General features: G+C 29.6%; 23 protein-coding genes and 2 other annotated features. Of the genes, 16 read left to right on the top strand and 7 right to left on the bottom strand.

Annotation, left to right across the window (positions count from 1 at the left end; genetic code table 11):
* Positions 1 to 53: 53 nt before the first annotated feature.
* Genes TICRE_RS03850 through TICRE_RS03840 form a run of 3 tightly spaced genes read left to right on the top strand, consistent with a single transcriptional unit; the run spans position 54 to position 3,155 of the window.
* Positions 54 to 986, top strand: coding sequence for an ABC transporter ATP-binding protein (locus TICRE_RS03850; RefSeq protein ID WP_075725327.1), 933 nt, complete (start codon positions 54 to 56; stop codon positions 984 to 986).
* Positions 986 to 2,041, top strand: a complete 1,056-nt coding sequence (locus TICRE_RS03845; protein ID WP_075725325.1) for an ABC transporter permease — start codon at positions 986 to 988, stop codon at positions 2,039 to 2,041. Before TICRE_RS03850 ends, TICRE_RS03845 begins: the two co-directional genes overlap by 1 nt.
* Complete coding sequence (locus TICRE_RS03840) at positions 2,028 to 3,155, top strand: ABC transporter permease (protein WP_075725323.1); 1,128 nt, start codon at positions 2,028 to 2,030, stop codon at positions 3,153 to 3,155. Before TICRE_RS03845 ends, TICRE_RS03840 begins: the two co-directional genes overlap by 14 nt.
* A 64-nt stretch (positions 3,156 to 3,219) precedes the next feature.
* On the opposite strand, the gene TICRE_RS03835 is transcribed toward TICRE_RS03840, so the two are convergent.
* A complete protein-coding gene (locus TICRE_RS03835; RefSeq protein WP_075725321.1) occupies positions 3,220 to 3,594 on the bottom strand; it encodes a DUF2188 domain-containing protein in 375 nt (124 codons plus the stop codon).
* Positions 3,595 to 3,736: 142 nt separating this feature from the next.
* On the opposite strand from TICRE_RS03835, the gene TICRE_RS03830 reads away from it, so the two are divergent.
* The gene (locus TICRE_RS03830; RefSeq protein WP_075725319.1) at positions 3,737 to 4,150 is read left to right on the top strand and encodes a gamma-glutamylcyclotransferase family protein; all 414 of its coding nucleotides are present in this window, start codon (positions 3,737 to 3,739) and stop codon (positions 4,148 to 4,150) included.
* A 99-nt stretch (positions 4,151 to 4,249) separates the two neighbouring features.
* Here the strand turns inward: TICRE_RS03830 and TICRE_RS03825 are convergent, their stop codons facing one another.
* The 4 genes from TICRE_RS03825 to TICRE_RS03810 form a co-directional block, all read right to left on the bottom strand.
* Positions 4,250 to 5,050 carry a MetQ/NlpA family ABC transporter substrate-binding protein gene (locus TICRE_RS03825; protein ID WP_075725316.1) on the bottom strand — a complete coding sequence of 267 codons (801 nt, stop codon included), beginning with the start codon at positions 5,048 to 5,050 and terminating at the stop codon, positions 4,250 to 4,252.
* Positions 5,051 to 5,079: 29 nt separating this feature from the next.
* Positions 5,080 to 5,724: a methionine ABC transporter permease gene (locus tag TICRE_RS03820; RefSeq protein ID WP_075725314.1), complete on the bottom strand. Its 645-nt coding sequence runs from the start codon at positions 5,722 to 5,724 to the stop codon at positions 5,080 to 5,082.
* On the bottom strand, positions 5,721 to 6,728 hold the full coding sequence (locus TICRE_RS03815; RefSeq protein WP_075725312.1) for a methionine ABC transporter ATP-binding protein: 1,008 nt from the start codon (positions 6,726 to 6,728) through the stop codon (positions 5,721 to 5,723). Before TICRE_RS03815 ends, TICRE_RS03820 begins: the two co-directional genes overlap by 4 nt.
* 65 nt (positions 6,729 to 6,793) lie before the next feature.
* Positions 6,794 to 7,044, bottom strand: a binding site (T-box leader).
* 125 nt (positions 7,045 to 7,169) lie between these two features.
* On the bottom strand, positions 7,170 to 8,609 hold the full coding sequence (locus TICRE_RS03810) for a leucyl aminopeptidase (protein ID WP_075725310.1): 1,440 nt from the start codon (positions 8,607 to 8,609) through the stop codon (positions 7,170 to 7,172).
* A 160-nt stretch (positions 8,610 to 8,769) separates the two neighbouring features.
* Here TICRE_RS03810 and TICRE_RS03805 point away from each other — a divergent pair, with 160 nt between their 5' ends.
* From TICRE_RS03805 to epsC, 10 genes are all read left to right on the top strand, one after another.
* Entirely contained in the window at positions 8,770 to 8,976 is a 207-nt protein-coding gene (locus TICRE_RS03805; RefSeq protein ID WP_075725308.1) for a hypothetical protein, read from the top strand.
* 10 nt (positions 8,977 to 8,986) lie between these two features.
* Entirely contained in the window at positions 8,987 to 9,244 is a 258-nt protein-coding gene (locus TICRE_RS03800; RefSeq protein ID WP_075725306.1) for a spore coat protein, read from the top strand.
* Positions 9,245 to 9,291: 47 nt separating this feature from the next.
* Positions 9,292 to 9,699 (top strand): holo-ACP synthase, encoded by a 408-nt coding sequence (acpS, locus tag TICRE_RS03795; protein WP_158016411.1) that lies wholly within the window; start codon positions 9,292 to 9,294, stop codon positions 9,697 to 9,699.
* Between the two features lie 71 nt (positions 9,700 to 9,770).
* Positions 9,771 to 10,346 carry a hypothetical protein gene (locus TICRE_RS03790; RefSeq protein ID WP_075725304.1) on the top strand — a complete coding sequence of 192 codons (576 nt, stop codon included), beginning with the start codon at positions 9,771 to 9,773 and terminating at the stop codon, positions 10,344 to 10,346.
* A 73-nt stretch (positions 10,347 to 10,419) separates the two neighbouring features.
* Positions 10,420 to 11,595 (top strand): alanine racemase, encoded by a 1,176-nt coding sequence (gene alr / locus TICRE_RS03785; RefSeq protein WP_075725302.1) that lies wholly within the window; start codon positions 10,420 to 10,422, stop codon positions 11,593 to 11,595.
* Between the two features lie 220 nt (positions 11,596 to 11,815).
* Positions 11,816 to 12,052 carry a hypothetical protein gene (locus tag TICRE_RS03780; RefSeq protein ID WP_075725300.1) on the top strand — a complete coding sequence of 79 codons (237 nt, stop codon included), beginning with the start codon at positions 11,816 to 11,818 and terminating at the stop codon, positions 12,050 to 12,052.
* Positions 12,049 to 12,402 carry a type II toxin-antitoxin system PemK/MazF family toxin gene (locus tag TICRE_RS03775; RefSeq protein WP_075725298.1) on the top strand — a complete coding sequence of 118 codons (354 nt, stop codon included), beginning with the start codon at positions 12,049 to 12,051 and terminating at the stop codon, positions 12,400 to 12,402. The genes TICRE_RS03780 and TICRE_RS03775 overlap by 4 nt, the downstream gene beginning before the upstream one ends.
* 139 nt (positions 12,403 to 12,541) lie before the next feature.
* Positions 12,542 to 12,979: a protease complex subunit PrcB family protein gene (locus TICRE_RS03770; RefSeq protein ID WP_158016409.1), complete on the top strand. Its 438-nt coding sequence runs from the start codon at positions 12,542 to 12,544 to the stop codon at positions 12,977 to 12,979.
* 201 nt (positions 12,980 to 13,180) lie between these two features.
* Positions 13,181 to 13,407, top strand: a binding site (T-box leader).
* Between the two features lie 72 nt (positions 13,408 to 13,479).
* Complete coding sequence (cysK, locus tag TICRE_RS03765; protein ID WP_075725294.1) at positions 13,480 to 14,397, top strand: cysteine synthase A; 918 nt, start codon at positions 13,480 to 13,482, stop codon at positions 14,395 to 14,397.
* 4 nt (positions 14,398 to 14,401) lie between these two features.
* The gene (gene epsC / locus TICRE_RS03760; RefSeq protein WP_075725292.1) at positions 14,402 to 14,920 is read left to right on the top strand and encodes a serine O-acetyltransferase EpsC; all 519 of its coding nucleotides are present in this window, start codon (positions 14,402 to 14,404) and stop codon (positions 14,918 to 14,920) included.
* A gap of 61 nt (positions 14,921 to 14,981) precedes the next feature.
* Here the strand turns inward: epsC and TICRE_RS03755 are convergent, their stop codons facing one another.
* A complete protein-coding gene (locus tag TICRE_RS03755; RefSeq protein WP_075725290.1) occupies positions 14,982 to 16,166 on the bottom strand; it encodes a coenzyme F420-0:L-glutamate ligase in 1,185 nt (394 codons plus the stop codon).
* A gap of 71 nt (positions 16,167 to 16,237) precedes the next feature.
* Positions 16,238 to 16,804, bottom strand: a complete 567-nt coding sequence (locus TICRE_RS03750; protein ID WP_075725287.1) for a 5-formyltetrahydrofolate cyclo-ligase — start codon at positions 16,802 to 16,804, stop codon at positions 16,238 to 16,240.
* A 123-nt stretch (positions 16,805 to 16,927) separates the two neighbouring features.
* Here TICRE_RS03750 and ftsE point away from each other — a divergent pair, with 123 nt between their 5' ends.
* Both ftsE and ftsX read left to right on the top strand, forming a co-directional pair.
* Complete coding sequence (gene ftsE / locus TICRE_RS03745) at positions 16,928 to 17,608, top strand: cell division ATP-binding protein FtsE (RefSeq protein WP_075725285.1); 681 nt, start codon at positions 16,928 to 16,930, stop codon at positions 17,606 to 17,608.
* Positions 17,601 to 18,494 carry a permease-like cell division protein FtsX gene (gene ftsX / locus TICRE_RS03740; RefSeq protein ID WP_233120142.1) on the top strand — a complete coding sequence of 298 codons (894 nt, stop codon included), beginning with the start codon at positions 17,601 to 17,603 and terminating at the stop codon, positions 18,492 to 18,494. The genes ftsE and ftsX overlap by 8 nt, the downstream gene beginning before the upstream one ends.
* Positions 18,495 to 18,501: the final 7 nt, after the last annotated feature.

Here is an 18,501-nt window from a genome sequence, read left to right as displayed (position 1 = left end):
AAGAATACATAATGATATAATTAATATAACAATAGGATAGAGGAGTGAGATATATGATAGTCAAAGTCAATAATCTAGTAAAGAGATACAAACAACTTATTGCATTAGACCATTTCAATATGGAAGTTAAAGAGGGAGAAATACTTGGACTTTTAGGGCCTAATGGATCAGGAAAAACTACAGCAATAAATTGCATTCTTTCATTATTAAATTTTGATAAGGGTGAAATAGAAATACTCCAAAAAAAGATGACACCTACTTCCTATAAGATAAAAAGAGAAATAGGGATAGTTCCTCAAGAGGTTTCTATCTTTGAAAACTTAACAGTAAGAGAAAATATAGACTACTTTTGTGGACTGTATATAGATGATAAAGAACTTCGTGAAAAATATGTAAGTGAAGCAATAGATTTTGTAGGACTGGATGAGTATAAAAAGTTTTATCCTAAAAAGCTTAGTGGAGGACTTAAGAGAAGACTTAATATAGCTTGTGGGATATCTCATAAGCCAAAACTTATATTTTTAGATGAGCCTACTGTTGCAGTTGATGCTCAGAGCAGAAACTTTATCTTAGAAGGAATAAAGAGACTTAATAGAGATGGAAGTACTATTATTTATACAACTCATTATTTAGAAGAAGCAGAGATGCTTTGTGATAGGATAATAATAATGGATAAGGGAAAATCTCTAGTATCAGGAACAATAGAAGAGTTAAAAGAGATGATTAGCACAAAAGAAAAGATAATAGTTGGATTTGAAGAGATAAAAGGAGAATTAATAGAAAAGTTAAGTTCAATACCACATGTACTAAGTATAGAAAAGTCTAATTGTGAATATACAATAAGTTTTGAAAATGGAACGAACAATCTATCAAACTTACTAGAGTTTATAAAAGAAAATAATTTAGTATATACAAAACTTTATAGTAGAGTTCCAAGTTTAAATGATGTGTTCTTAGAGCTTACTGGAAAGGAGCTGAGAGAATAATGAAAAACATATGGAGAAACTCTTTATATATAGGTAAAAACATGTTTAGAGATATAAGTTTTTCATTTTGGGGACTTATATATCCTATAATTTTAGTAACATTTTTCTATATAGCATTTAATGGTTTAACCAATCCTAAAATTGAAACTATAAATCTTGGCATTGAAAATGGGAATGATGTAGCTTCTATATTAGAGGATATAGATATACTAAATGTGGTAGAAATGTCAAAAGAAGATGCCAAAAAATCTTTAGAAAATGAAGAGATAGATGGATTTGTAAAAGAGGATTTGACTCTTTTAGTAGATAGGTCAGGACGTGATCAAACTATTATAAAAAGTATATTAGATCAAATAAAACAGACTGTAGATTTAAATGAACCCTTAGAAAACTTAGATTTTGAAGTAGATTATTTAAAGGGGAAAGCTCAAGAGTCCAATAGTATACTAGTGATTTTTTATTCTCTTATTGCTATGGTTTCAACCTATGGAATATTTGCTGGGACTGAAATAGTTAATTTAGTTCAAGCAAATCTAACTCCCATAGGCGCAAGATTAAATGTAACACCTATCAGAAAGTCTACTTTTTTAACATCCGGAGTATTAGTTGGGCTTTTTATAAACATACTTTCAAATGTACTTCTTCTTTTGTTTATAAAGTTTGTATTGAAACTAGATCTAATAAGGAGCTTGGGGCCTAGCAGCCTATTTATACTCTTTGGAAATCTATTTGGAATTTCACTTGGAATATTTATTGGAGCTTCTAATAAAAAAAGTCAGAGTGTTAAGACTATGATTTCAATAACAGTTACACTTTTTTTATCCTTTTTATCAGGTCTTATGTCTCCAGATATAAAGGTGTTGATTGATAGTAGCGTTCCATTACTAGGAAAAATTAATCCTATTGCAATAATAACTAATAACCTATATAGAATAAACCTTTTAAACAATACAAACAATTTATCTAGTGGAATATTACTTTTAATAGCCTATTCTTTAATGCTAATGTTTGGTTCCTATATCTTTTTAAGGAGGAGAGAATATGACAGTATATAAGTATTTTTTAAAAATAGCTTTAAAACACAAATGGATAATAATATCTTATACTGTAATATTTTTTATATTGTCAATAATCAATGGTTCAGCTACAGGAAAAACTGAAACCATATTTATGGAAAAAAGTTTAGATATAGGTGTAGTAGATGAGAGCAACAGTGAACTATCTATCTCATTTATAAAATATTTAGAGGATGATAACATATTAACTACTATGGAAAATGATAAGGAATATATACAGGAACAGATATTTCTTGAAGCAATAGATGCAGTAATTATAATACCTAAGGATTTTGAAAACCTCGTAATAAATAAAAAAGAATCAATAGAAATAATGAGGGATGAAAGAAAATTAGGATCTGTACAAGTGGAAAATGAAATAAACAAATTCCTTATATTTGCTAATGCAACCTATTCAGATGGTAAATTTGATTTAAGCAAAGTAGAAAATGTACTAGATAGAGAAATAGAAGTAGAAGTTTTAAAAGTGGATGATTATAAAAAGGATAATGGAGTAAATACTTGGTTTAAATACTATTTTAATTATACAGGATATATAATAATAGCTATATATGTTGCTGTAATAGGTCTTTTGATGTTAGAAATTAACGATAAAAATATTCAAGATAGGATGAAAGTATCATCTAAAAAGTTTTTTAAATTTAATATGGAAATATATCTTGGGCAGGTAACCTTAGCAATCCTCATAACATCAATTTTTATCTTGGGGAGTGTTTTATTAAAGGGGAAGTATATAGCTGAAATTAACTTTTCCAAGTACCTATTAAATATATTTACATTTTCTTTTGCCATATTAGGATTTACATTTTTAATAAACAATTTAACTAACAGTAGATTTGTAATAAATGGGATAAGTAGTGCACTTTCTCTTGGAACAGCATTTATCTCAGGGGTAATGGTTCCGCAAGAATTTTTAGCAGACAATGTTCTAAGAATAGCTAAATTTTTCCCAACATATTATTTTGTAAAGATAAATGAAATGAATACAAATTCATTTCTAGATATAAAATATGAAATATTTATGCAAGTTTTATTTGGTATCTTTTTTTTCTTAATTGGTTTATACTTCTCTAAGGTAAAACGAAGTGTCTAATATATAATAAAGAATAAAACAGGAATAAAGATAAATTTATCTTTATTCCTGTTTTATTCTTTATTTAAGGGATTAAATTATCTTGTATCTTTCCATCTTTTTTATGAACAATTACCCTAACGTTTTCATTTTTGCCCATTTCTTTTGCTTTTTTTAGAGCTTCTTCTTTAGTATCATATACATGACTTACCCTTTCATTTCCTTCTCTAAGTATTGCCCACTGGCCATTATGAGGTACTACGTGCTGATGATCTCCATTTGCCTGTATTATTTTTATTTTAGAAGCCCATTCTTTGGCTTGAGTAATGGCAATAGCAATAGAACGTGGTTCATCATAATCATCATCTAAAAGGGAATTCGCTATTTCTATTGCCTTATTTCTAGTTTTTTCTTCTAAATTTTTCATAGCATCTGGATAATCTTTTTCAGTCCAAGGCATGTAGTGATCCTCCTATTTTTAATTAAATCTTACTTAAAATATAATACCCATTTTATTGGGAAATTAACTTAAATCTAAAAGTTTTATATATTCATCATTAGGGTAATATATGAGTAATAATATATAAAGAGGAGGTTTTAAGATGTTGTATTTTGCTTATGCAAGTAATTTAAATAAAGATCATATGTTATCTAGATGTCCTGATGCAATACCTATAAAAAAGGTAAGTTTAAAAGGATATACTTTGATTTTTAATGAATTGGCAGATATTATAGAAGATAAAGGTGATGAGGTATTAGGAGCAATCTATGTAATATCTAAAGAAGAATTAGAAATTCTAGATACCTTAGAAGGTTATCCTGACCTTTATAATAGAATAGGAATAGAAGTTTCAGATGAAAAAGGAAATACTTATGAAGCATTTGCTTATATCATGATAGAAAAAGATCCTCAAAGTCCGCCAGATCATTATTATAATCTACTATCAGATGGATATAAAGACTGGGACTTACCAATGGAAAAATTGGAGAAGGCTAAAGAACAAATTTTAAAATAGGCAATTAATTGTAGGTTGAATGATTCAATTTGCCGATCTAAATAAATTCAAAAATAAAATCCAGGTTAAAGAGCATATACTCCTTAACCTGGATTTTATTTAAAATGCTGGAACAAATGCTCCATCAAATTCTTCTTCTATGAATTTTTTAACTTTTTCAGATTGAAGAACTTTTAAAAGTTTTTTAAACTTTTCTTCTCCTTCTTCTCCTTTTCTAACCGCTACTATATTAGCATAGGGAGATTCTGCTCCCTCAACTATAATACCGTCTTTTACTGGGTTTAGACCTGCTTCTATTGCATAGTTTCCATTTATAACAGCTGCATCTACATCTTTTAGAGCTTGTGGTAAAAGAGCCGCTTCTAAAGCAGTAAATTTTAAATTTTTAGGATTTTCTATTACATCTCTTTCAGTAGCATTTAGTCCTGCTTTTTTATCTACTTTTATTAGACCATTTACTTCTAATAAGATAAGTGCTCTTGCTCCATTTACAGTATCATTTGGAATAGCTATTTCAGCGCCATCTTTTAAATCATCTATATTTTTCATGTTATCACTGTATAGTGCCATAGGCTCTACATGAGTACTTCCAAGGGATACAAGATCAAGATTTTCTTTTTTGGCAAAGTCTATTAAATAGGGTTCGTGTTGGAAAAAGTTGGCATCTAAATCTTTTTGTGCTAAAGCTTTGTTTGGTATAACATAGTCTGTAAATTCTTGGATTTCAAGTTCTATGCCTTCTTTTTTTAAATCATCTTTTACTAATTCTAATATTTTAGCATGAGGATCTGGAGATGCACCTATTACTAACTTGGTTGTGCTGCCTGAGTCTTTAGAACAAGCAGTAAAAATTGATAATGATAATACAGAAATAAGTAAAACTTTAAATATTTTTTTCATTTTTATTCCCCCTAATTTTATTTTTAATTTTATTTTTTATCTATTTTAAACATAATTCTGTTGCCTATAAATTGTACACTTTGAACTAATAATATTATTATAATAAGAGCTATATACATATTGTGCTTTTCTCCACTCTTATAAAGACCAAATCTTATAGCGATATCTCCAAGGCCACCGCCTCCAAGGGCACCTGCCATAGCAGAGTAGCCTATTATATTTATAATTACAAGTGTTATACCAGAGACAATAGAAGGGAGGGCTTCAGGTATAAGAATATATTTTATAATTTCGCCTACACTAGAGCCAAGTGATTGACTCATCTCTATTACACCTCTATCGATTTCTCTTATACTTGTTTCCATTATTCTTGCAACAAAAGGTGCAGCAGCTATAGATAGTGGAACTATTGTAGCGGTTGTACCGATAGATTTTTGGACTATGAGATTTGAAAGTGGAAACACTAATATCATAAGTATTATAAACGGAATAGATCTTAATACATTTATTACTCCATCTAAAACTTTATTGAACTGTGGTTTTGGCCATATTCCACCTTTTTCAGTTAATACAAGTAAAAGTCCTAGTGGAAAACCCATTAAAAGTGAAAAAATTGTTGAAAGAGAGACCATATATAAGGTTTCAATTGTACCTTCTAAAAATAAATCTTTCATTCTATCACCTCCACAGTTACATTTTTTTGTTTTAAAAAGTCCATAGATTTTTCTATTTCAGATTCTTCTCCAATTAATTCAAGTATTAAGTGACCTACACTTGTGGATTGAAGTTTATCTATACTTCCAGAGAGTATGTTTACTTCTATTTGGAAGTTTTTTATCATTTGAGATACAATTGGATTATTGGAGCTTTCTCCAAGATATCCTAGCCTTATAAGTTTTCCTTTAAAATCATTTGGATTTATAATTTCTTCTTCTGCCAAGGTATTTACTGAGCCTATAAAACTTTTAGCTAAGGTTGTCTTGGGATTATTAAATACATTTTCTACTGTATTTTCTTCAATTACAACACCACCATCCATGATAGCTACTTTATTGCATATTTGTTTTACTACTTCCATTTGATGAGTTATCATTATGATGGTTATTCCAAGTTCACCCTGAATCCTCTTTAAAAGTTCCAATATAGATACAGTTGTTTGGGGATCTAGACTTGAAGTTGCCTCATCACTAAGTAGAACTTTAGGATCATTTGCTATAGCTCTTGCAATAGCAACCCTTTGTTTTTGTCCACCAGATAATTCAGAAGGGTAGCTATTTTTTTTATCTTTTAAACCTACATAGTCTAAAAGAAGATCTACTTTTTCTTTTATCTTTTTAGTCTCCATCTTTTCCAAGTAGAGTGGAAGGGCTACATTATCATATACAGTTTTTTGCTTTAAAAGATTGAAATCTTGAAATATCATTCCTATCTTTTTACGAAATAGTCTCAATTCTTCTTTTCCTAAGGATAGAATGTCTACTCCTTCTATTGAAATAGATCCAGAAGTAGGTTCTTCTAGTCTATTTAAACATCTTATAAGAGTTGATTTACCAGCTCCAGAAAGACCAATTATTCCATATATATCTTTATCATTTATATTTAAGTTTACATCTTTTATAGCTTCAAACTTTATACCACCAGTTTCGAAAACTTTATTTAAATTTTCTATTTTTATCAAAACAATTCACTCCTCTAATTCAAAACTATATTAAAAAAAGCCTCCACCCTTTACTTTAAAAAAAGCAAAGGGACGAAAGCTTCGTGTTACCACCCTAGGTTTATATTTACCTCACGATAAATATCTCTTCGAGTACTTAAAGACTAAAGTCTTTTATACTCTATCACTCTAACGGATGCATCCGAGATAACTTAAACAAATTCAGCTACCTAACTCCAAGACCATATTCAACTTATTATTTTTCTGTTCCTTTTCACCAAGTAGAACTCTCTTTTAAGAAATTTCATAAGTTTACTCTTCTTTTCAAAGTTTTTATTAAGTTCTTTAAATTATTATAAGTTTATTATGAAAATCAAAATTTGTCAAGTCTTATTTTATTATTGTCTTAAAGACTAGAATAAAATAAAAAAATGTAGAATAAGTTCCACATTTTTTATTTAATTATGAATTTTTTACCAGATAATAAAGAGTTTTTACATGAACTCCGCTCGCACCTTTTGGAAGGTATCCCATAGCTTTATCTAAATAAGCAGTTCCAGCTATATCTAAATGTACCCAAGGAGTTTCTTGAATAAATTCTCTTAAGAACAATCCAGCAGTTATAGTTCCTGCGCCTCTACCACCAACATTTTTTATATCGGCAAAGTCACTTTTTATAAGCTCTTCATACTCAGGATTTGTTGGAAGTTCTAAAATTGGCTCTCCTGCTATTTCTGAAGCGTTTTTAACACTATTCATAAGTTCTTGATTATTTGTTATAGCTCCAGTAGTTACATCTCCTAATGCTACTACACAAGCACCAGTTAAAGTAGCAAGATCTATTATTTTATCCGCTTTAACAACTGTAGCAGCATACCAAAGTGCATCAGCTAGTGTCAACCTTCCTTCTGCATCAGTATTTAACACTTCTATTGTCTTTCCGGACATAGAACCTATGATATCTCCTGGCTTGTAAGCTCCTCCTGATATCATGTTTTCACAAGCTGCTACTATTCCTACTACATTTTTCTTTAACTTACTTGATGCTATTGCTTTCATAGCTCCTATAACAGTACCAGAACCACCCATATCACAGTACATTGTATCCATACTACCGGCAGTAGGCTTTAAAGAATATCCTCCTGAATCGTAAGTTAAACCTTTACCTACAAGGGCAAGTTTTTCTTTAGAAGAAGGATCTCCTTTATAATTCATAACTATAAACTTAGGTTCTTTATTAGAACCTTCCGCAACTGCTAAAAATGCTTTCATTCCGAGTTCTTCTATTTTTTCTCTACCAAATACTTCTACATTAACTAAAAGAGGTTCTAAATGTTCTTTTGCCTTATTCGCTAAAATTTCAGGATACATATTCATTGCTCTTTCATTTACTAAATCTCTACTTAAAAACAAAGCATCAATAAGGATTTTTACTTCTCCAATGGTAGCTTCTAATTCTTCTTTTTTTGAAGATTCTATATCTAAATATACTTTATCTAGTTTAACTTTATTTTTCTTTTCACTTATATATTTATCAAAGGCATATTGGGAATGAAGCAGACCTTCAGCTATAGCTCCTACAACATCTTTTTCATCTAGCCCAAATAATTCTTTAATCTGGATTTCTACTTCATTTATTTTAAACTTTGACAATTCTTTGGCTGCTTTAAAAAATGCTTTTCTTAAGCCGTTAACTGTTATCTTATCTTTTTTACCAAGACCCAATAAAAGAATGTTTTCTCCATTTAAAGAAAAGTCTCCATAAACTTCTCCAAATTTCCCTTTGAAAATTTCTTTTTCTTTAAGAAAATCAAAAAGTTCTTTACCAGTTTCAAGTGTTTCTATATCTTCATATACAGTTACTAGTTTTATATTACTTCCTTTACCTATAATAAATTCCATCAAAAAATCCCACCTTTATATATTTGTATATAAGTATATCAGAATTTGTTTGCATATTCATTGTTTTAATAAAAAATTAAAAAAAATTTATAATCTATGAGTAAAAAAAAACAATTAGTACATAATAATATTGTTAAATAAAATTGAAGGAGGATTTATAATGGCACTTAAAAATACTATTAACTTAAGCAATTTAACTCAACAAGAATTAAACAGTGTAAAAGAAATAGCAGGTGCTCATGTAACTATGAGTTGTAAGTTTGATGCTTATTCAAATCAAGTCCAAGATCCACAATTTAAACAACTTTTTAAGCAATCAAGTACTGATGCTAAAACAACCGCTACTAACTTAATAAATTCACTATAGGAGGGTAAAGATGAAAGAAAGAGACATAGTAAATGATATATTAGCAGGAACTAAAGCAAGTATAGGTTCTTATACAACTGCAATTACAGAGTGTTCGAATCAACAACTTAGATCTACTCTTCAAACACTTAGAAATGAAGCAGAACAAATGCAATATCAACTTTATCAAATGGCAGAACAAAAAGGGTATTATAAAGCAGCTCCTCCAGCTCCTCAAGGAGATATTCAAACTACTAAAACAGACCTACAATCTACTCTACAAGGATAAAAAAATCTCTAGGAATACTCCTAGAGATTTTTTATTTTGTAAAAATAGTGTATAATTATATAAAAACTGCAAAGGTGATTGAGATGAGAACAGGAGTAGATATAGTAGAGATAAAAAGAATAGAAAAAATATTAGAAAAAAGAAGAGAGTCTTTTTATAAAAAAGTTTTTACATATAGTGAAATAGAATATATAGAAAATAAAATAAATAATCCTAAAACAGTAGCTGGACTCTTTGCTACTAAAGAATCAGTTTCTAAACTTTTAGGCGTAGGGATTGGAAATTTAAATTGGAAAGACATAGAGATTCTCCACGATAAAAATGGTAGACCGTTTATAAATATCTCTTCTAAAATTAGAAAATATTTAAAAGAAATAGACTTAAATTCTATAGAAATATCTATATCTCATGAAAAAGAGTATGCTATTAGTTTTTCTATAGGCTTTTTTAAATAAAGAGTATAAATATAAATAATATAAATATAAATATAGTAGATATAATTTTTAAAAGGAAGGTGGTAGAGGATTTGCGAAAAATTGTATTAACTATATTTTTATTGTCTATAATAATGATAGGATGTAGTTTTAGCGAGGAAAGAGTAGTAAAAAAAATAGAAAAGCAATTTAATAAATGTAAAGGATATGAAAGTTCCTTAAACATTACAATAAGTATGGATGGGAATAAGGCACAATACAAAATGAATGAAAAGCATATAAAAGATGGTAAGACAATAGTAGAAATAATATATCCAGGAAAAAATAATAAAATTACTTCAGAATACTTAAATAATAAAATAATAATTAACAACCCCGCAATAGAACAATCTATTACTTTAAATGATTTTAAGGACTTAGATAAAGGATTTTTAGCTAAAGATATATTTGATAATATAAAAAAATTAAAATTTATAGAGGAAAAAGAAATAGATGGTAAGCAATACTTTGCTTTTGACTATCCTATAAAAGATAAAAATAAATATAATAATAAGAAGATTTTATTGTTTGATAAAAGAGAACTTACTCCTTTTAGCTTAGAGATATTGGATAGAGAAGGAGTAACACGAACGATTATCTTATATGAAAATTTTAAATTTCTTCCATAGACTGAGGCTTAGTGGTATAATATAATAAGATTTTAATATTAATATTACTTTAGGCAATAAGGAGAAAGATTATATGAAGTATTTACAAGAAACAAGGCCAGCGATACTTGAAATAAACTTAGATAATTTAGCATATAATATAAAAAACTTGAGAAATAATACAGATAAAAATACACTTATTATGGCAATAGTTAAGGCTAATGGATATGGACATGGTGCTATTAGTGCTTCGAAAGTGTTTTTAGAAAATGGAGCAGATAGACTAGGTGTTTCTATAATGCCCGAAGGTATGGAGCTTAGGAAAGAGGGTATAAGAGCGCCAATTTTAGTATTAAACTATACTCCACCTAGTCAATATAAAAATATAGTCAAGTATGATCTTATACAAAACATATATAGCTATGAAGATGCTAAAATACTTTCTGATGTAGCAGTTTCACTAAAGAAGGATGCAATTATCCATATAAAGATAGATACAGGGATGGGTAGGATAGGATTTTATCCAAACAATAGATCTATAGAAGATATAATAAAGATTTCAAAACTTCCAAATATAAAAATAGAAGGTATATTTACACATTTTGCAAAATCAGATGAACGAGATAAGAGTTTTACTGATTTGCAATTTAAAAGATTTATGGATGTAGTAGAAAGGTTAGAAGAAAAGGGACTCTATATAGAAATAAAGCATGCTTCCAATTCAGCGGCAACACTAGATATAAAAAAATATAATCTAAATATGATAAGACCAGGAATTCTTATTTACGGACACTATCCTTCAGAAGAAGTAAATGAAGAAAATCTCCATATAATCCCTGCTATGACTTTAAAGTCAAGCATATCTCATATCAAAACTATAGCAAAGGGAAGTGGAATAAGTTATAACCATCTATACATAGCAAAAGATAGAACCAAAATAGCAACTCTTCCTATCGGATATGCTGATGGATATTCAAGAATGCTTACAGGGAAAGCTGAAGTCTACGTAAAAGGGCAAAGAGCTAAAGTAGTTGGAAAGATTTGTATGGATCAATTAATGATAGATATAACAGGTATAGATGATATAAAAATAGGCGATGAAGTAATTTTATTTGGATATGAAGAAGAAAACTGCCCTTCAGTAGAAGAAATTGCTAGTTGGTTAGGTACAGTAAATTATGAGGTCGTATGTATGATGGGTAGGAGGGTACCTAGAATATATATTAAGAATAATAAACTTAGTCATATTGTTGATTATATTTTAGATTAATTAAGTGTTTAATTAGTTGACATAAGGCTCTATATAAAGATATAATTATTTTATCTGATAGCTTTTTCTTACAATACCTTATCCTCTTAGGCTATGGTAAGAAAAAGTATAGCTAATGGATAAAGTAGAGATTTTAAATCACAAAAGCATCTGACAAAAGTTTTCTTTATATATTTGTTTTATTGATTATATGTATATAATTAAAAAAGGGGGGGAATTTATGATTGAATTTGATCAGAGGAGCCCGATGAAATATAGCGTGCATAAAGATTTTGCTTTAGAATATTTGAAATCATATTTTGAGCAAAAATGGCGTCATGATATTTGCGAAAATCTTAAAACAGGATACAATGAAATGAGCGAAATTAATTTGGACTTAGCTGAGATAGGACTCGAATGTGATATGGAAGATTTATATTTTTATGAAACAAGATTAATAGGACGTGAAAAGCTGTGATAGTAAAAAGAGGAGATGTCTTTTATGCAGATTTAAGTCCTGTAATAGGTTCAGAACAAGGCGGAGTTCGTCCAGTACTTGTTATTCAAAATGACATAGGCAACAAATATAGTCCAACTATCATAATATCAGCAATCACATCCCAAATCAATAAAGCAAAACTACCCACACATGTGGAGATATTAGGTCAAGAATACGGACTTCCTAAAGATTCGGTGGTTCTATTAGAACAAATTAGAACTATAGATAAAAAGAGACTTAGAGAAAAAGTAGGAAGATTTGATGAAAACATGATGAGATATATAGATGATGCATTAAGAATAAGTATAGGGCTTGTATCTTTAAAGTAAAATGAATATACATATAAAAAAGGTCAGTATTAGAGATTATCTAATATTGACCTTTTAAATTTATTATAGGACTAGATATACATATTTTAAAACCCTTAAGAATACTAATAGGTTAAAGAATTAAATGGAGGGGATGGATTTGAAAAGGTATATAATCTTTGGAGTAGCACTATTAGTTATTATTGGAAGTCTCTTAGTACCCAAGATCCTGAAGGGGGATGATGGAGAGATAAATTATAAGATAGTTTTAAAAGAAGATATTCCAGAAAAAATAAAAGAGATGCTTCCTACATATATAATGGAGGAAAGAGCTCTTAGCTGTAAATATGAAGGAGAAGTATACATTATAGTAACTAGAGGAGAGAAAAAATCTAAAGGATACAGTGTAGAGATAGAAAAGATAGTAAGGGAAAATCATGATAAGGATAAATTTGACATAAGAGTATTTGCAGAGTTTGAAGATCCAAAGCCTGATGAAGTACTTCCTCAAGAATACTCTTATCCTTATACAATAGTAAAGACAAAACTTAAAGATGTTCCTGAGAAAATTTATTTAGATACAAATTATGATGATTAAAAATTAAACAAAGAGAACTAATTCTAAAGTTTTAAAATTTTAGAATTAGTTCTCTTTTAATAGAAACAGACTATAATAATGTGAGCTATGGGCAATAAAAGAACAAAAAAGATTTATTTTAAATTTTTTTAAAAATTTAATTATTTAAACTTTTAAATTAGTACCTTTTGTGATATAATCTCATATAATATTAAAATATACTAAAATACTATGAATTGGTAGAGTAAGCTATAAAGTGTATTACAGAGAGGGTTCTATGGTGAAAAGAACCTATACAAATATAGCCCAAGTGCACCAAGGAGTTTAAAGTCGAAGAAAAGTAGACTTATAGGGTTGTTCCCCTTATAGAACTAAGGTAGATATACCTTAATGAGCTGGGAGTTTCTCCTAAGCAGAGTGGAACCGCGAAAAAACCTTTTGCCTCTGTATTATACAGAAAGGCAAAAGGTTTTTTTATAATTTGTAGGAAAAAACAATAAAAAAACCAGGAGGTAGATAGCATGATATTAAATAATATTTATGAGTCTATAGGAAATACACCAATTATAAAGTTAAATAACTTACAAGAAGAAGATAGTGCAGAAATATTTGTCAAAGTAGAATCCTTTAACCCATCTGGTAGTATTAAGGATAGAGCAGCACTATATATGATAGAAGGGGCAGAACAAAAAGGGATATTAAAAAAAGGGGACACCATAATAGAGCCCACAAGTGGCAATACCGGAATTGGCTTAGCTATGATAGGAGCATCAAAAGGATATAGGGTGATATTAGTTATGCCTGATACTATGAGTCTTGAGAGAAGAAAGATATTAAAGGCATATGGAGCAGAACTAATACTGACCGATGGTAAGAAGGGGATGTCCGGTTCAGTTGAAAAGGCAAAGAAACTTGCAAAGGAAAATAGATATTTTATGCCAGATCAGTTTTCAAACCAAAACAATGCAAAAGCCCATTATGAGACAACAGCTGAGGAAATAATAAAAGATACACAAAAGAAATTAGATGTATTTATAGCTGGAGTTGGAACTGGTGGTACAGTTTCAGGGGTAGGTAAAAAGTTAAAAGAAGTTATAAAAGGAATATATATAGTTGCAGTAGAACCAACAGAATCTCAAGTTTTATCTGGTAAAGATCCTGCACCTCATAAGATTCAAGGGTTAGGTGCAAACTTTGTACCTAGTATATTTGATAGAGAAGTAGTAGATGAAATAATTCATATTGGAGCTGAAGAAGCTTTTAAATATGCCAGATTGTTGGGAGAGAAAGAAGGCATACTTTGTGGGATATCATCTGGGGCAAACTTAGCCGCAGCTATGATAATGGCAAAAAGATTAGGAAAGAATCATAGAATACTAACAGTATTACCTGATACAGGAGAGAGGTATCTATCGACAGATCTATTATTGGGAGAGTGATGTTATGATAAAATTTTTAAAAGAGCAAGGTTATAATGTACTCAAAAAAGATCCAGCTGCTAAAAACTTATTTGATGCAATAATATCATCGCCAAGTATAAAGGCTATGTGCTATTATAAACTAACTAATAAACTCTATAAAAAAGACCACAATATACTTGCTAAGATGATAGCACAAAGAGCTAGAAGGATTACAGGTATAGAAATACATCCTGGCGCTACAATAGGAAGAGATGTATTTATTGATCATGGGATGGGAGTTGTAATTGGAGAGACTGCAGAAATAGGAGATAATGTATTGATGTATCATGGAGTCACTCTTGGAGGCGTAGGAGGAGACAAAAATGTAAAGAGGCACCCTACTGTAGAAGATGATGTAATAATAGGTGCAGGAGCAAAGGTATTAGGTCCTATAACAATTGGAAAAGGTGCAAAGATAGGTGCCAATGCAGTAGTATTAAAATCAGTTCCTCCTTATGCTACAGCAGTAGGCGTTCCAGCTAGAATAATAGAGAAAAGATAAATTTTAATCTTGTTATTTTTTACAAAATAGGCTATTGCAATTAAATTGCAATAGCCTATTTTTATTCACTAGCTAAATTATCAAAATATCCTTGCACAAGAACTACTGGGGTACCTTTGTCTCCACTACCACTTGTAAGATCGCAAAGACTACCTAAAAGATCTGTGATTTGTCTTGGTGTTGTACCTAAAGACTCTGCATTTGCTAAAAGATCTATATCTTTACTATAGATTTTATTTTTCATAGCAGTTAATATTTCATCACCTTTTAACTCGCCTAGTTCCGTATCTACTATATATTTAAGTTTAAGCTCATTAGGAGTACCTTTAAGCCCTTCAGTAAAGCCAGGGGAAACCACAGGGTCAGCTAGTTCCCAGATTTTCCCTATAGGGTCTTTAAATGCTCCATCTCCATAAACCATAACTTCTATATTTTTACCTGTCTTTTCGATAAGTAACTTTTGTATCTCTTCTACATAATATTGGCTATTTCTAGGAAAGAGTTTTACTTCATTATCTGACGCAAGATTTGAACCAAGAAGTCCATACTCTTCATTGTATCCACTTCCATCTATAGAAGAAGTTAATATGTCATCTATTCCCAATACCACATTTGCACCAGCATCTTTTAATATTCTCTTAGTCTTTTTTCTATCATGAATATTTGCCACCAATACATCTTTAGTGTACTTTAATATATCTTTAGGATCGTTTGAAAAGTAAATATCTATATTGTCATTGGCCATTTTTCTATATAGACTCACATAGTCTATACCTGTAAATTCATGGCTTACCTTCTCTCCAAAGAGTTTTCTGTATTCTTTTTCAGTTAAAAGATCAGAATATGGATTTATATTTAAGCTATCCATCTTATCTACATCCATAAGATGATTTCCAACTTCATCAGAAGGATAACTTAAAAGAAGATGTACCTTTTTTCCGGTCATTGAGATACCTTTTAGTAGTATAGAAAACCTATTTCTACTAAGTATAGGAAAAACTAAACCTATATCTCCAGAAAACTTATTGTCTATATCTTTTGAAATTGCTTCTGCGGTAGCATAATTACCTTGTGCTCTAGCTACTAAAGACTCTGTAATACCAACCACATCTTTGTCGTTAAATTTAAAACCTTCTAATGTTGATGCTTCTAATATAGAATCTACAACTATATTTATAAGGTCGTCCCCTTCTTTAACAATAGGGGTTCTAATTCCTCTTACTGTAGTGCCTACAGCTCTACTCATTTTATTTCCCTCCCGTACTTTTATTAAACACTTTTATATTATATCATAAATCTATATAAAATATTAATCATCTATTTACAAGTGACTATATTTTTTTCAGTATAGATATAATCAACTGGTATATCAAAGCTATCTGTTGGAAGTTCATCTACTAATTGAATACTAAAACAGATTGCAATGGTTATAGTATTAGGGATTTTACTTAAAAATCTATCATAATACCCCCCTCCATATCCTACCCTATATCCATCTTTTCTAAAAGCCACACCAGGAGTTATTACTAAATCTATATCTTTGGGGTCTATGAATCTTTCAAACTCTTTTTTTGGAGTTAATATATTATAATAACCAGGCTCAAGCTCATTAAAATCCTTTACTCTAGAGGGCTTGAGTTCATGAGTTTTAGGGAAGGTAACAGGAACTACAATTTTCTTTCCATCCTGTATGGCGCTTTTTATAAAATCATGAGTATCTACTTCATCTGAAAAGCTAATAAAGCACATAATAGTCTTTGCATTCATATAATGAGAAGAAGCGAGCAATTTATTTGTTATTTTTTGACTATAAATTTCTCGTGTTTCTTCGCTTAAAGTTTTTCTTTTTTTAAGAATTTGTTCTCTAATTAACTTTTTTTCCAATTAAATCACCTCAAAGTGTTTATTTATTCTTGAATATATACTATAATGGATTATAAGATATATCAAGGAATAAAAATAATATTATATTTATAGTATTATAGTGTCTGATTGTGAGGTGAAGTTTTGATAAAATTAGTAAATATAAGTAAAGAATATAAAAGTGGAGTAAAAGCTCTTACGGATATAAATCTTCACATACACAAAGGTGAATTTGTATATATAGTTGGGGAAAGTGGAGCTGGTAAGTCAACTCTAATAAAACTTTTATTAAAGGAGGAGGCTCCCACATCTGGAGAGATGTATATAAATGGTGTAAATGTTACAAAAGTAAATAATAGACGCATTCCATATATTAGAAGAAATTTAGGAGTAGTATTTCAGGATTTTAGGCTTTTAAATAATAAGACAGTTTATGAAAATATAGCTTTTGCAATGGAAATACTAGGGGCTGACCCTAAAGATATAAGAAGGAGAGTTCCTGTCGTACTAAATAGAGTAGATTTAAGTAGAAAGTCATCTAGCTTTCCGGAACAACTCTCAGGTGGCGAGCAACAAAGAGTCTCTATCGCTAGAGCTATAGTAAACAATCCTCCTATACTATTAGCTGATGAACCTACGGGAAACTTAGATCCTGACAATGGTTTAGAGATAATGAAGATTTTAAATGATATAAATGCAAGAGGAACCACAGTAATAATGGCCACTCATGCAAAAGAAATAGTTGACAATTTAAGACGTAGAGTTATACAATTAAAAGACGGAGTGATTGTAAGGGATCAAAAAAGAGGAGGATATGATGAATAATTTTAGGATAATAAAAAGTACTTTTAGACAGAGCTTTAAAAGTATGTGGAGAAACCGCGGTATGGGTTTAGCTTCTATATCCTCTATATCTGCAGTCTTAATAATACTTGGGTTTGTTTTGGTTCTTATAATGAGTATAAATGCTTTAGTTGTAGATGTTCAAAGTAAATTTGATGAAGTAGAAATATTTTTAAAAGAAGATATTACTGAGGAAAACAAGAAGTTAATAGAAGACTTTGCCCAAAATGAAGATGGTATAAAGTCAATAGAATATATATCCCAAGAAAAAGCATTAGAAATATTGAAAAAAGATTGGGGAGAAGAAGCGGACCTTTTAGAAGGGGTAACTACTTTGCCTGATTCTTATAAAATAAAAATAATAGACATACAAAATACAGATAAAATAGTAGAAAAGATTAATGATATTGAAGGTATAGATAAAATAAAATATCATAAGGACATAATAGATAAGCTTAAAGTTTTTGCAAAATATATAAGGTTTGGTGGAATTATAGTCATAGCGGTTTTAATCGCCATATCAGTATTTATAATTTCAAATACTATAAAGCTTACAGTAGCATCTAGAAGAAGAGAAATAGGCATAATGAAATATATTGGAGCTACCAATTCATATATAAAAACACCTTTTGTATTGGAAGGAGTATTATTTGGAATTGTAGCAGCTATTATGTCTATATTAATAGTATATTTTGGATATGGATATTTATTCGACTTAATAAATGGAAAATTAAGTGTACTATATAGTATAATGCTTGTACCACCTGAAACTATATTAAAAGATATCTCGATTATGTTTTTAGTTATAGGTTCTGGAATAGGTGCTTTAGGAAGCATTATATCCATGAAAAAATATTTAAATGTTTAAGGGGGAA

It is taken from the genome of Tissierella creatinophila DSM 6911 (assembly GCF_001940565.1).
Classification (GTDB): domain Bacteria; phylum Bacillota; class Clostridia; order Tissierellales; family Tissierellaceae; genus Tissierella_A; species Tissierella_A creatinophila.
Note: the sequence above shows the minus strand (reverse complement) of the source record. Positions and strands in the feature narration are given on the sequence as shown.

Excerpts from the sequence above, each read along its gene's own strand:
- ftsX (WP_233120142.1), top strand. The coding sequence starts at position 17,601 with ATGAATAATTTTAGGATAATAAAAAGTACTTTTAGACAGAGCTTTAAA.
- TICRE_RS03845 (WP_075725325.1), top strand. The coding sequence starts at position 986 with ATGAAAAACATATGGAGAAACTCTTTATATATAGGTAAAAACATGTTT.
- alr (WP_075725302.1), top strand. The coding sequence starts at position 10,420 with ATGAAGTATTTACAAGAAACAAGGCCAGCGATACTTGAAATAAACTTA.
- TICRE_RS03825 (WP_075725316.1), bottom strand. The coding sequence starts at position 5,050 with ATGAAAAAAATATTTAAAGTTTTACTTATTTCTGTATTATCATTATCA.
- cysK (WP_075725294.1), top strand. The coding sequence starts at position 13,480 with ATGATATTAAATAATATTTATGAGTCTATAGGAAATACACCAATTATA.
- TICRE_RS03780 (WP_075725300.1), top strand. The coding sequence starts at position 11,816 with ATGATTGAATTTGATCAGAGGAGCCCGATGAAATATAGCGTGCATAAA.
- TICRE_RS03820 (WP_075725314.1), bottom strand. The coding sequence starts at position 5,724 with ATGAAAGATTTATTTTTAGAAGGTACAATTGAAACCTTATATATGGTC.
- TICRE_RS03835 (WP_075725321.1), bottom strand. The coding sequence starts at position 3,594 with ATGCCTTGGACTGAAAAAGATTATCCAGATGCTATGAAAAATTTAGAA.
- TICRE_RS03830 (WP_075725319.1), top strand. The coding sequence starts at position 3,737 with ATGTTGTATTTTGCTTATGCAAGTAATTTAAATAAAGATCATATGTTA.
- TICRE_RS03755 (WP_075725290.1), bottom strand. The coding sequence starts at position 16,166 with ATGAGTAGAGCTGTAGGCACTACAGTAAGAGGAATTAGAACCCCTATT.
- epsC (WP_075725292.1), top strand. The coding sequence starts at position 14,402 with ATGATAAAATTTTTAAAAGAGCAAGGTTATAATGTACTCAAAAAAGAT.
- TICRE_RS03840 (WP_075725323.1), top strand. The coding sequence starts at position 2,028 with ATGACAGTATATAAGTATTTTTTAAAAATAGCTTTAAAACACAAATGG.
- TICRE_RS03810 (WP_075725310.1), bottom strand. The coding sequence starts at position 8,609 with ATGGAATTTATTATAGGTAAAGGAAGTAATATAAAACTAGTAACTGTA.
- TICRE_RS03805 (WP_075725308.1), top strand. The coding sequence starts at position 8,770 with ATGGCACTTAAAAATACTATTAACTTAAGCAATTTAACTCAACAAGAA.
- TICRE_RS03850 (WP_075725327.1), top strand. The coding sequence starts at position 54 with ATGATAGTCAAAGTCAATAATCTAGTAAAGAGATACAAACAACTTATT.
- TICRE_RS03800 (WP_075725306.1), top strand. The coding sequence starts at position 8,987 with ATGAAAGAAAGAGACATAGTAAATGATATATTAGCAGGAACTAAAGCA.